Genomic DNA, 12,318 nt, shown 5'->3' with positions numbered 1-12,318 from the left:
CGCGTGGCCCTGCTGGCGCTCGCCCGCCATCACGGACCGCCGGTGGACGAGGGCGACCTCAACCGCCCGTTGCCAGAACATTTAAGTATGTTTATAGTTCGATTGCGGTAGGCCGAGGCGCCGTCCCGGCGTCGACCGCGCGAGCTGTTCGGGCGACGTCTCCACCGGAGGACCTGTGAAGCTGAACGTCAGGAATCTCGTCCTGGCGGGCGTCGTCGCGGTCATGGCGGCGGTCCCCGTGGCCGTCGGCGCCACCGCGGCCGCGGCGGCCACACCGACCGCGACCTTCGTCAAGACCTCCGACTGGGGATCTGGTTGGGAGGGCCGGTACACCATCACCAACCGGGGCGGCAGCACCCTCGACTCCTGGCGCGTCGAGTTCGACCTGCCGGCGGGTACCAGCGTGGGCTCGTACTGGGACGCGTTGATGACCCGGGACGGGCAGCACTACAGCTTCACCAACCGGTCCTGGAACGGCACGCTCACTCCCGGCACCTCGGTGACGTTCGGCCTTCTCGGCAACGGGTCCGGCAGCCCCACCGGTTGCCGGCTCAACGGTCAGCCGTGTGACGCGACCCCACCGCCGACGACCAGCCCACCACCGCCTCCACCGACCACCGCGCCTCCCGCCGGCACGCCGGTGGCGGCGAACGGACAGCTCCAGGTCTGCGGACGGCATCTGTGCAACCGGACCGGCAAGCCGATCCAACTGCGGGGGATGAGCACCCACGGCCTCCAGTGGTACGCCAACTGCGTCACCCCCGCCTCCCTCGACGTCCTCGCGCAGGAGTGGCGGGCGGACGTCCTGCGGATCTCGATGTACGTCCAGGAGGGCGGCTACGAGACCGATCCGCGCCGCTTCACCGACCTGGTCCATCACTACATCGAGCTGGCCACCGCCCGCGGCCTCTACGCGATCGTCGACTGGCACATGCTCACCCCGGGGGACCCGAACCACAACCTGTCCCGGGCCCGTACCTTCTTCGCCGAGATCGCCGACCGCCACCGCGACAAGACGAACGTCCTCTACGAGATCGCCAACGAGCCGAACGGCGTCAGCTGGAGCGCCGTCAAGAGCTACGCCGACCAGGTCGTCCCCGTCATCCGCCAGCGGGATCCGGAGGCCGTGGTGCTCGTCGGAACCCCCGACTGGTCGTCGCTCGGTGTCTCCGGGACCGGTGGTGGCGTCGACACCATCGCCGCCAACCCGGTGGCCGCGACCAACATCATGTACGTCTTCCACTTCTACGCCGCCTCGCACGGCGACCGGTACTACGACACGTTGGCGCGCGCGGCGGACCGGCTCCCGATCTTCGTGACCGAGTTCGGCAGCCAGGAGGCCTCCGGCGACGGTCCGAACAACTTCACGACGACCCAGCGCTACCTCGACCTGCTGGCGAGCAGGAAGATCAGTTGGGTGAACTGGAACTACTCCGACGACTTCCGCTCCGGCGCGGTCTTCACCGGCGGCACGTGCGGTAGCGGGCAGTTCAGCGGTACGGGCCGGCTCAAGCCGGCCGGCAGTTGGGTGCGCGAGCGGATGCGCACGCCGGACGACTTCTGACCGTCCCGGCACCCTCGGTCGTCGACCGCTCGGCCGTGCGGGTGTCACGGCTGAAGTGACGCGATGGTCTCCACGAGAACGTCCGGTGCCTCCCAGTTCAGCATGTGTCCGGCGTCGGGCACGGTCACCAGCCGCGCTCCGGGCACCCCGGCGGCGAGCCGGTGCGAGTGGCTCGGGGGCGTCGATCGGTCCGCCGAGCCCACCACGACGACGGTCGGTACGGTGATCTCGCCCAGCCGGGGATAGTGGTCCTCCCGGCTGAAGGCCCGCACGATCGGGATGAGCGGCTGGTGGTTCTGCCGGACGAAGACCTCGCGGAACACGGAGATCATGGCCGGTGACGGCCGGGTGCCGCACTGCGCGGCTCCGAACAGCACACCCCCGGTACGGGTACGCGCGATCCGCTGCAGGACACCGGTCTCCAGCAGCGGGATCTGCAGCCGGTTCTGTGGTGCCCGGTCGAGGATGCGGCCCGCCCAGGTGGCGAAGAGCACCAGGCCGCGCAGCCGCGCGGCCAGTTCGGGGTGGTCGAGCACGGCACGGATGGCGACGAACCCGCCCATGGAGTGGCCGACCAGTACGCCGTCACGCACGTCGAAGCGATCCAGGACGGCGGCGTAGTCGGCCGCCATGGGTTCCGAGCCGACACCGTCGGAGCCGAGCGTCGAACGTTCGTGGCCGCGCTGGTCGAAGGCGATGACCCGGTGACCGCGGGCGAGCAGGCTGTCCCACACCACGTTCCACTCCAGCAGCGAGACCCCGTATCCGTGCGCGAGCACGACCGGCGGGCCGTCTCCGGCGACGATCGCGCGCAGCACCGTTCCGTCCGGACGCGGAACGAGCACCTCCTCGCCCTGCGGCTCCCGGGCGAGCCGGTCGTACGGGAAGGGGTCGGGGTTGCGTTCGATCCTGGCGACCGCCGCCCGCGCCGCCGCGATGGTCGCGGCGCCGAGCAGCGCGACGGCCGTGCCGCCGGGGATCCGGGCGCGGCGCACGCTCAACGCCGCCCGAACCGGAGCGGCAGGCTCTCCGGTCCGTGGATCGCGGTGGGCGGTCGCCAGGTCACGGGGCCGGCAATCGACGGCGGCGGCAGGTGGCTGCTGAGGGCGATCAGCGACTCGGCCAGTTCGACGCGGGCGGCCGGCGCGCCGATGCAGTAGTGCGGTCCACCGCCGAAGGTCAGGTGGGGTACCGGCCGGTGGATCGTGATGTCGAAACGGTCGCTGTCGCCGACAACGCGCGGGTCGCGGCTGGCGGCGTGCGTGCCGAGCAGCAGGAAGGTGCCCGCCGGGACGTGGACACCGTGCAGGTCGAGGTCCTCGACGGGGAACCGGAAGATCGTCGGTACCGCCGGCGCCCACCGCATCACCTCCTCCACGGCCTGTGGCGCGAACTCCGGACGCTTCGCGAGCAGCCGCCACTGGTCGGGATACTCGCTGAACGTCGCCAGCGCCTGACCGAGTTGGTTGCGGGTCGTGTCGTGCGCGGCGAACACGAGGGTCAGGGCGAGGTTGCGCAGTTCTTCGGTGCTGAGCCGGTCCCCGCTCTCCTCGGCGGCGATGAGCGCCGACAGGAGGTCGTCCCGCGGCTCCGCGCGGCGCTGTTCGATCAGTGAGTCGACGTACGCCCGCAGCCCCACGACGGCCTCCTCCACCCGCGTACGCAGCTGCGGCAGGGTGAAGCTGTAGACCAGTCCGACCTCTGTCGACCAGCGGCGGAACAACCCGTAGTCGGTTGCTGGGACACCGAGCAGCGCGCACATCACCCGCACCGGCATCGGGTCGGCGAAGTCGGCCATGAACTCGCACTCGCCCCGCTCGGCGATCGCCGCGGTCAGCCTCGTGGCGGTGTCCCGCATGAACGGCCGCAGGCCGTCGATCATCCGGGGCGAGAACGCCTTGCTGACCAGGCGCCGCAGGCGTAGATGGTCGGCGCCGCGCTGGTGCAGGATCATCGGTACGAACCAGTCGTGCAGTGGTCCGTCGGAGATGCCCATCAGCTCCAGGTAGCGCTCGCCGCTCTGCGCCAGCCGCGGGTCGCGGAGCAGTTGATGCATCTCGGCGTGGCGCAGCACGATGAGTCCCATCGGCGTCGTAGCACACCAGCTGGCCTGACGTGCCGCGGCGACCGCGGGGGAGTCGAACCGGAAGCCCGGCGCGGTGATGTCGAGGAACGGAAGATCCACTGCGGGGGTCGTCGTCATCGTCACTCCTGATCGATTGATCTAGGCGCATGAACCGATGCCGCGGCCACCGTAGCCACCCGCCCTCGGCAGGCGACACCCCTTGTAATCAACATTTCACGATGTGTCACGCAGTTGCTTCCGTTGCGGCGTGAACGTAGCTTGACTACAAACCGACCGGTCGGTACGCCCAGCCGGTGGTGGCCGTGTCGAGCTGCGGCCCGAGCCTGTCGCCGTGCACGTTCAGCCATCCGTCAGCCGCGAGAATCGAGGGACCGCCGAGATGAAGCGCATCAACCGTCAACTGCTCCTGGCTGCGCGTCCCGTCGGGCTGCCCCGGCCGACCGACTGGAAGCTGACCGAGGTGCCGGTCGGGGAGCCGGGCGAGGGTGAGTTCCTCGTGCAGGTGCGGTACCTCTCGCTCGATCCGGCGATGCGGGGCTGGATGAACGCGGCCAGGTCGTACATCCGGCCGGTCGAGATCGGCGAGGTGATGCGCGCCGGCGCGGTGGGCCGGGTCGTCTCCTCGCGGCACCCCGGCTTCGCGGTCGGCGACCACGTGTCCGGCGCCTTCGGCGTCCAGGAGTACTGCGTGTCGGACGGGCGCGACGTCACCATCGTGGACCCCGCGCTCGCACCGCTTCCGGTCTATCTCGGCACCCTCGGCATGACCGGTATCACGGCCTACTTCGGCCTGCTCGACGTCGGCCGCCCGCAGCCCGGGCAGACCGTCGTGGTCTCCGCGGCGGCCGGCGCGGTCGGCAGTGTGGTCGGCCAGATCGCCAAGCTCCTGGGCTGCCGGGTCATCGGCATCGCCGGCGGCGAGCAGAAGTGCCGACTGGTGGTCGACGAGTTCGGGTTCGACGCGGCGATCGACTACCGGTCCGAGGATGTGCAGAAGGCGCTACGCAAGCACGCCCCGGACGGGGTGGACGTGTTCTTCGACAACGTCGGCGGCGACATCCTCGACGCGGTGCTGACCCGGCTGGCTCGAGGTGCCCGCATCGTCATCTGCGGCGCCATCTCCCAGTACAACAACACCGAGCCGGTCAAGGGACCGAGCAACTACCTGTCGCTGCTCGTGAACCGCGCCTCCATGACGGGAATGGTCGTCTTCGACTACGCCGACCGGTACTCCGAGGCCGTCGCGAAGCTGGCCGAGTGGTTGGCGGCCGGCCAACTGCGCTCGATGGAGGACGTTGTTTCCGGTGGGGTGACCGCGTTTCCCGAGACGTTGCTCCGGCTGTTCCGCGGTGAGAACCTCGGCAAGCTGGTGCTCCAGGTCGCGGAGGAGTAGGGGATGCCAGCCGTCGAACCGACCGACCGGAAGGGGCCCGCGATGGCGGAGACGACCGCGACGCGCACCGCGTACCGCACCTGTCCGCTCTGCGAGGCCACCTGCGGCCTGGCCCTTACCATCACCGGCGATCGGGTCACCCACGCGCGGGGCGACCACGACCACGTGTTCAGCCACGGCTTCGTCTGCCCGAAGGGAGCCGCGTTCCCGCAGCTCCTCGCCGACCCGGACCGCCTGCGCCGGCCGCTGCTGCGCGTCGACGGCACGCTGCGCGAGGTCGGCTGGGAGCAGGCGTTCGCCGCCGTCGCGGCCGGACTCGCCGCCGCCCGGTCGGGCGGCCGGGACGCCGTCGCCGTCTACCTCGGCAACCCCAACGTGCACACCATGGCCGGCGGGCTGCATGTCGGTCCCCTCGTACGGGCCCTCGGCACCCGCAACGTCTACTCCGCCAGCACCGTCGACCAGATGCCCAAGCACGTCTCCTCGGGCTATCTCTACGGCGACCCGAACGCCATCCCGGTGCCCGACCTCGACCGCACCGACCTGCTCGTGCTGCTCGGCGCCAATCCCTTCGAGTCCAACGGCAGCCTCTGCACCGCCCCCGACTTCCCCGGCCGGCTCAGGGCGCTGCAGGCCCGCGGCGGCCGGTTCCTCGTCGTCGACCCCCGGCGCACCCGCACGGCCGCCGCCGCCGACGAGCACCTGCCCATCCGGCCCGGCACGGACGCGCTGCTGCTCTTCGCCGTCGTGCACACCCTCTTCGACGAGGACCTCGTACGGTTGGGGCGGCTGGCGGAGCACGTGACCGGCGTCGACGCCGTCCGGGACCTGGCCGGGGCGTTCGCGGCCGAACGGGTGGCCGACCGGTGCGCGGTGCCCGCGCCGCGCATCCGCCAGCTCGCCCGCGAGCTCGCCGCCGCTCCCGCGGCGGCCGTCTACGGCCGCATCGGCACCTGCACCGTCGCGTTCGGCACGTTGACCAGCTGGCTGGTCGACGTGGTCAACGTGCTCACCGGCAACCTGGACCGGCCGGGCGGGGCGATGTTCCCCCTCGCCGCCCACCAGCGCCCCCGCGCCGCCGGGCCCGGCCGGGGCTTCCGCACCGGACGCTGGACCAGCCGGGTACGCCGCCTGCCGGAGGTCAAGGGCGAACTCCCCGTCGCCACGCTCGCCGACGAGATCGAGACACCGGGGGAAGGCCAGGTCCGGGCGCTCATCACCATCGCCGGTAACCCCGTTCTCTCCACCGCCAACAGCCGGAGGCTGGACCGCGCCCTCGCCTCGCTCGACTTCATGGTCAGCGTCGACCCGTACCTGAACGAGACCACCCGGCACGCCGACGTGGTCCTGCCGCCGCCCGATGCCGCCCGCACCGGCCACTACGACTTCGCGTTCCTCACCCTGGCCGTCCGCAACGTCGCCAGCTACTCGCCCCCCGCCCTGCCGCCGGAAGCGGACAGCCTCGACGAGTGCGACATCCTCGCCCGGCTCACCCTGATCGCCGCCGGCCGGGGCGCCGACGCCGACCCGGCGGAGCTGCACGAGCACCTGCTCGGCCAGACGCTCGCCGACGCGGCCGAGACGTCGGGCCGGCCGGCGGCCCAGCTGCGTGCCCTGGTCACCGGGGACCGGCCGGCCGAGCGCCTGCTCGACGCGCGGCTGCGGCTCGGCGCCTACGGCGACCAGTTCGGAGCGCGACCGGACGGCCTGTCCCTGGCCCGGCTCCTCGACCACCCGCACGGCGTCGACCTCGGGCCGCTGCGACCGCGGTTGCCGGAGGTGCTGCGCACGGCGAGTGGGACCGTCGAGCTCTGCCCGTCGCCGATCGCCGCCGACGTGGCCCGGCTCCGTGCGGCGCGCGACGCGCCACCGGACGGATTCGTCCTCGTCGGGCGCCGGCACCTGCGGTCGAACAACAGCTGGATGCACAACGTGCCCGCGCTGGTGAAGGGGCGCGACCGCTGCACGCTGCAGGTGCACCCGGAGGACGCGACCCGACTCGGGCTCGACGCCGGGGACGCCGCGCGGGTCTCCTCCCGGGTCGGGTCGGTCGTCGTGCCCGTCGAGCTGACCGCCGACACGATGCCCGGCGTGGTCAGCATGCCGCACGGCTGGGGACACGACCTCCCGGGCACGCGCCAGTCGGTGGCCCGCGCCCACGCCGGCGTCAACAGCAACGTACTCACCGACGAGGCGGCCGTCGATCCGCTGTCGGGCAACGTCGTGCTCAACGGCATCCCGGTGCGTGTCGAGCCCGCCTGAGCCGCGTACGCTGGCCCACCGGGGGGCCGGCGGCCCGGAAGGGAAGGCGACGTGGGGCGTACGGTCGGCGGCGAGGCACTGCCCCAGCGGCTGCTGGCGGTCGCGACCCGGCTGTTCGCGGAGAAAGGCTTCGAGAAGACCTCGGTGCAGGAGATCGTCGAGGCGGCCGGAGTCACCAAGGGCGCGATGTACCACTACTTCGCCGCCAAGGACGACCTGCTCCAGGAGATCTACCAGCGGCTGCTGCGTATGCAGCGCGAGCGCCTGGAGACCATCATGGCCGGCCCGCAGCCGGTGGCGGAGCGCCTGCACGCCGCCGCCGCCGACGTGGTCGTCACCGCGATCGCCAACCTCGACGACGCCACCATCTTCCTGCAGTCGATGCACCTGCTGTCCGCCGACCGCCGGCGCGCGGTGCGGGCGGCCCGCCGCGAGTACCACGAGCGCTTCCGCTCGCTGGTCGAGGAGGGGCAGCGCGCCGGAACCTTCCGTGCCGACGTGCCGGCCGACCTGGTGGTCGACTACTTCTTCGGCGCGGTGCACCATCTCGGCGCGTGGTTCCGCAGCGGCGGCCGGCTCACCGCGGAGCAGGTCGGCGACCACTTCGCCGATCTGCTCCTGGCCTCACTGCGGCCCGAGGCAGCCCGCTGACCGTGGTCGCCAGGTGACAGCCGGCGGCGTCACCGCCGGTCAGAAGAGCGCGGCGAGGAGCCTCGACCGGGTGTCCGCGGGGTCGACCACGTCGTCGAGTTCGAGGGCTCGCGGCGGCGGAGAGCGCCTTGCCGCGGGCGTAGGCGAGCGCCACCAGTTCGTCGTAGCGGCGCCGGCGCTCGGCGTCGTCGGTGATGGCCGCCAGTTCCCGGCGGTGCGCGAGCCGGACCGCCCCCTCCGCAGGAAGCGGGACGCCTTGCCGGCGGCGGTGGCGTCGATCGCGCCGGCACGGTGCAGCGGGTTGTTGGCGATCGCGCCGACCGGACGCCCGCCGAGGCGGGCGGACGCGGTCACCAGGGACCGGCCGTGCCGCTCCCGGAGTTCGAGAACCGAATCCACGTCGAACAGCAGCCGCATGACGTCGCGTACGTCGTAGGCCCGGCGCCGGTTCTCCGGCATGGCGCGGCGCGGCCGGCGCTGGTCCTCGTGGCTCCCGTGCGCCGGTCGCCCGTCCGCGTAGCCCAGCACCAGCCGGGCCAGGCGTACGGCGTCGGCGTCGTCCGCCGCGCTGTCGCGGGAGCCCCGGTGGATGCAGGTACTCCACACCTCGGGCGTCCGTTCGAGGTCCCACCTGTCTACCCATTGACGCACATGCCGGCGGCTCGCTACCGTCGCCGGACGCAGAACATACCGACTGGTCGGTACGGCGTCCGGCGAACGTGACCGAGCGAACGTGGAAAGCCCGAGGTGACGATGAGCCACCCACCATCCGGCACCCCCGCTGGCATCGACCTGGCGCTGCACCGCGTCGGCGTCCGCTTCGGCGGGGTCGTCGCACTCGACGACGTCTCTCTGCGGATACCCGCCGGCCGGATCGTCGGCGTCATCGGACCCAACGGAGCCGGAAAGACGACGTTGTTCAACGTGGTCTGCGGCTTCGTCGCGCCGACCAGCGGATCGCTCACCCTCGACGGCCGACCGTTCCGGCCGCGCCCGCACGGGTTGACCCGTCTCGGCATCGCCCGCACGCTCCAGGGCGTCGGCCTGTTCCCGGGCCTCACCGTCCTGGAGAACGTGATGGCCGGCGCGAGCCACGCCGCCCGCGCCGGTTTCGCCGCGGCCCTGTTCGGCCTTCCGAGAAGTGACCGCGACGAACGGCGGCTGCGGGAACGGGCCCTGGACCTGCTGACCGAGCTGGGCGTCGCGCGGCACGCCGCCGCGGCCCCCGCCACCCTGCCGTACGCCGTGCGCAAACGCGTCGCCCTGGCCCGTGCCCTGATCGCCGGACCCCGCCTGCTCCTGCTCGACGAACCGGCCGGTGGGCTGGGCGCCGACGACATCGCCGAACTCGGTGAGCTCATCACCGCGCTGCCCGGCCGGGTGGCCGGCGCGTGCTCGATCATGCTCGTCGAGCACCACATGGACCTGGTCATGTCCGTCTGCGACGAGATCGTGGTGCTCGACTTCGGCAGGGTCATCGCCGCCGGGCCACCCGAACAGGTACGCGACGACCCGACGGTGACCGAGGCCTACCTCGGCGCCGACGTCCCGACCGAGGTGACCGGGGCCGCGCCGGGCCGGGGGGCCGGGTCGTGAGCGCCGACCCCATCCTCCAGGTCGACGGGCTCAGCGCCGGCTACGGCCCGGTGCCGGTACTGCGGGAGGTCACGCTCAGCGTGCCGGCCGGGACGGTCACCGCCGTGCTCGGGGCCAACGGCGCCGGCAAGACCACCCTGCTGCGTACGCTCTCCGGCCTGCTCCGGCCCACCGGCGGCCGGGTCCTCTTCGACGGCGCCGACCTGCGCGGCGTCCGCGTCGAGGGCCTCGTGCGGCGTGGCCTGGCACACGTGCCCGAGGGGCGCGGCATCGTCGCGGAACTGACCGTCGACGAGAACCTGCGCCTCGGTGGGCTGTGGCGGCGGGACCGCGCCGACGCCCGGCGGGCGCAGGACGAGGTGTACGAGCTGTTCGAGCCGCTGGCCCGGCGGCGCCGGCACGCCGGGCACCAGCTCTCCGGCGGGGAGCGGCAGCTGCTCGCCCTCGGGCGGGCGCTGGTCGGGCGCCCGAAGCTGCTGCTGCTCGACGAGCCGTCGCTCGGGCTCGCCCCCCGGGTCACCGCGCAGATCATGGCGCTGCTGCGCCGGCTCTGCGACAGCAACGGGCTGACCGTCCTGCTCGTCGAGCAGAACGTGCGCAGCGCCCTCTCCGTCGCCGACCAGGGGGTCGTCATGTCCCTGGGCCGGGTGGTCATGGCCACCGGGGCGGCGCAGTTGCGGGACGACGAGCAGCTCCGCCACGCGTACCTCGGGTTCTGACAAGCCCCTCCTCAGGAAGGATCCCGCGGTTGGACCGGTTCTTGTTCCTCACCTTCGACGGCCTGTCCACCGGCGCCGTCTACGCGGCGTTCGCCCTCGCCCTGGTGCTCATCTGGCGGGCGGCACGCCTGGTCAACTTCGCGCAGGGCGCGATGGCGGTCGCGACGGCCTACGTCGGCTACGCCGTCGCCTCCGCGACCGGCTCCTACTGGCTGGGCCTGGGCGTGGCCGTGCTGGCCGGCCTGGCCCTGGGCGCGCTCGTGGAACGGGTGCTGATGCGCTTCGTCGGGCACGCCAACCCGCTGGGCGACGTCATCGTCGCCCTCGGCCTGGTGCTGCTGATCCAGGCGGTGCTCGGGATGGTCTTCGGCAACGAGTACCGGCCGGCGACCGTACCGTTCGACACCGACGCCCTGTCGATCGGCGGGATCGCCGCCGTCTCCCCGTACGACCTGTGGGTGTTCGGCGCGGTCATGGTGGTCGTGGTGCTGCTCGCGCTGCTGTTCACCCGGACGTCGATCGGCCTGCGGATGCGGGCGTCCGCCTTCGCGCCCGAGGTGTCCCGACTGCTCGGCGTCGACGTCGGTCGCATGCTCACGGTGGGCTGGGCCCTGGCCGCCGCGGTCGGCGCCCTCGCCGGGATGCTGGTCATCCCCACCGGGCTGGGACTCCACCCGCACGCGATGGACCTGGTCTTCGTCGTCGCGTTCACCGCCGCCGTGGTCGGCGGCCTGGACAGTCCCGCCGGAGCCGTGGTCGGCGGGCTGCTGGTCGGCCTGATCCTGTCCTACGTCACCGGCTACCTCGGCCCCGACACCACACCGCTGGCCGTCCTCGTCCTGCTGCTGGCGGTCCTCCTGGTCCGCCCCGGTGGCCTCTTCTCCAGCGTGAAAGCGAGACACGTGTGACCGCCACCCGGACCGACGTGTCCACAGCAGACCCGCGGCCCGCCCGGCCGTCGCCGCTGCGCCGGTTGCTGCCCGGCCCGCCGGGCAACCCCGTCACGGGCGGCTCCACCCTGCTGCGGCACCTGACCCTGGCCGTGCTCGCCGGCACCGCCGTCGTGCTCGTGACCAACCAGCTCGAGCCGTACCAGAACCTCCAGGTGGCCCGGGTCTGCGCGTTCCTCTGCGTGACCGCCGGCTACACCGTGCTGGTCGGGCTCAACGGCCAGCTCTCCCTCGGACACGGGGCGCTGATGGCGACCGGCGCGTACACCGTGGCCCTGACCCGGCAGGCCTTCGACGAACGGGCGGTGCAGGGCCGGTGGGTCCTGCCGCTGTCGCTGCTGCTCGCCGTCGCGGTGACCGCGGTGGTGGGACTCGTCATCGGGCTGGCCGCCGCCCGGCTGCGCGGGCCGTACCTGGCCGGTGTCACGCTCGCCGTCGCGACGCTGGTCCCGGCCGTCACGACGATCTTCACCGAGGTCTTCAACGGGGAACAGGGGTTGCGCTTCCCGACCGAGACGCCGCCGGCGTTCCTCGGCGCGTACTTCCAGCCCGAGCGCTGGCTGGCCTGGATCGCGCTGGTCGCCGCGTTACTGACGATGCTGCTCATGGCGAACCTGGTGGCCAGCCGCTTCGGTCGCTCGCTACGGGCCGTCCGCGACGACGAGGTGGCCGCCCGGCTCGCCGGCGTCCACGTCGCCCGTACCCAGGTGCTCGCCTTCGTGGTGAGCGCCGCCTGCGCCGGCCTCGGCGGCGGCGTGTACGCCGTGCTCACCGCGACCGTCGCCCCGGGCAAGTTCGCGCTGGACCTCTCGCTGTTCCTGCTGATGGCCATCGTGATCGGCGGCCTCGGCAGCCTCACCGGCGCGGTCTGGGGCGCGATCCTGCTGGTGGCGCTGCAGGACCTGCCGAGCCGGATCACCGAGACCTTCGCCCTGCCCGCGGGCCTCGCCCAGCGATTGGAGGGCAACCTCGCCCTCGCCGTGTTCGGGCTGATCCTCATCGTCGTCATGATCGTCGCCCCGGCCGGCCTGCAGGGCGCCGCCCGCTCGCTGGTCGCGCGGCTCCGGCGACGCGTCCCGAGCCGCTGAGCCACCGGT

Annotated in this window: 11 protein-coding genes; 8 read left to right on the top strand and 3 right to left on the bottom strand. The window is 72.5% G+C overall.

Annotated features, from left to right (window positions below):
• The first annotated feature begins 175 nt into the window (after window positions 1-175).
• Window positions 176-1,564, top strand: coding sequence for a cellulase family glycosylhydrolase (locus tag AB0873_RS11980; RefSeq protein WP_366599680.1), 1,389 nt, complete (start codon window positions 176-178; stop codon window positions 1,562-1,564).
• Between the two features lie 44 nt (window positions 1,565-1,608).
• Here AB0873_RS11980 and AB0873_RS11975 read toward each other — a convergent pair whose 3' ends face one another.
• Both AB0873_RS11975 and AB0873_RS11970 read right to left on the bottom strand, forming a co-directional pair.
• The gene (locus tag AB0873_RS11975) at window positions 1,609-2,559 is read right to left on the bottom strand and encodes an alpha/beta fold hydrolase (protein ID WP_366599755.1); all 951 of its coding nucleotides are present in this window, start codon (window positions 2,557-2,559) and stop codon (window positions 1,609-1,611) included.
• Between the two features lie 2 nt (window positions 2,560-2,561).
• Window positions 2,562-3,767, bottom strand: a complete 1,206-nt coding sequence (locus AB0873_RS11970) for a cytochrome P450 (RefSeq protein ID WP_366599679.1) — start codon at window positions 3,765-3,767, stop codon at window positions 2,562-2,564.
• Between the two features lie 262 nt (window positions 3,768-4,029).
• Between AB0873_RS11970 and AB0873_RS11965 the strand changes: the two genes are divergently transcribed.
• From AB0873_RS11965 to AB0873_RS11955, 3 genes are read left to right on the top strand one after another with little or no spacing between them, the layout of a single operon-like run.
• Window positions 4,030-5,043 (top strand): NADP-dependent oxidoreductase, encoded by a 1,014-nt coding sequence (locus AB0873_RS11965; protein ID WP_366599677.1) that lies wholly within the window; start codon window positions 4,030-4,032, stop codon window positions 5,041-5,043.
• 3 nt (window positions 5,044-5,046) lie between these two features.
• On the top strand, window positions 5,047-7,305 hold the full coding sequence (locus AB0873_RS11960) for a molybdopterin-dependent oxidoreductase (RefSeq protein ID WP_366599676.1): 2,259 nt from the start codon (window positions 5,047-5,049) through the stop codon (window positions 7,303-7,305).
• A gap of 51 nt (window positions 7,306-7,356) precedes the next feature.
• Window positions 7,357-7,956, top strand: coding sequence for a TetR/AcrR family transcriptional regulator (locus tag AB0873_RS11955; protein ID WP_366599675.1), 600 nt, complete (start codon window positions 7,357-7,359; stop codon window positions 7,954-7,956).
• A gap of 39 nt (window positions 7,957-7,995) precedes the next feature.
• On the opposite strand, the gene AB0873_RS11950 is transcribed toward AB0873_RS11955, so the two are convergent.
• Window positions 7,996-8,562 (bottom strand): carboxyl transferase domain-containing protein, encoded by a 567-nt coding sequence (locus AB0873_RS11950; RefSeq protein ID WP_366599674.1) that lies wholly within the window; start codon window positions 8,560-8,562, stop codon window positions 7,996-7,998.
• Between the two features lie 147 nt (window positions 8,563-8,709).
• Here AB0873_RS11950 and AB0873_RS11945 point away from each other — a divergent pair, with 147 nt between their 5' ends.
• The 4 genes from AB0873_RS11945 to AB0873_RS11930 are packed head-to-tail and all read left to right on the top strand — an operon-like array spanning window position 8,710 to window position 12,309.
• Complete coding sequence (locus AB0873_RS11945; RefSeq protein ID WP_366599673.1) at window positions 8,710-9,552, top strand: ABC transporter ATP-binding protein; 843 nt, start codon at window positions 8,710-8,712, stop codon at window positions 9,550-9,552.
• Window positions 9,549-10,271, top strand: a complete 723-nt coding sequence (locus AB0873_RS11940; protein WP_366599672.1) for an ABC transporter ATP-binding protein — start codon at window positions 9,549-9,551, stop codon at window positions 10,269-10,271. The genes AB0873_RS11945 and AB0873_RS11940 overlap by 4 nt, the downstream gene beginning before the upstream one ends.
• 29 nt (window positions 10,272-10,300) lie before the next feature.
• A complete protein-coding gene (locus AB0873_RS11935) occupies window positions 10,301-11,179 on the top strand; it encodes a branched-chain amino acid ABC transporter permease (protein WP_366599671.1) in 879 nt (292 codons plus the stop codon).
• Window positions 11,176-12,309: a branched-chain amino acid ABC transporter permease gene (locus AB0873_RS11930; protein WP_366599669.1), complete on the top strand. Its 1,134-nt coding sequence runs from the start codon at window positions 11,176-11,178 to the stop codon at window positions 12,307-12,309. The genes AB0873_RS11935 and AB0873_RS11930 overlap by 4 nt, the downstream gene beginning before the upstream one ends.
• Window positions 12,310-12,318 lie beyond the last annotated feature (9 nt).

The sequence above is a fragment of the Micromonospora sp. NPDC047707 genome (assembly GCF_040704235.1).
Classification (GTDB): domain Bacteria; phylum Actinomycetota; class Actinomycetes; order Mycobacteriales; family Micromonosporaceae; genus Micromonospora.
Note: the sequence above shows the minus strand (reverse complement) of the source record. Positions and strands in the feature narration are given on the sequence as shown.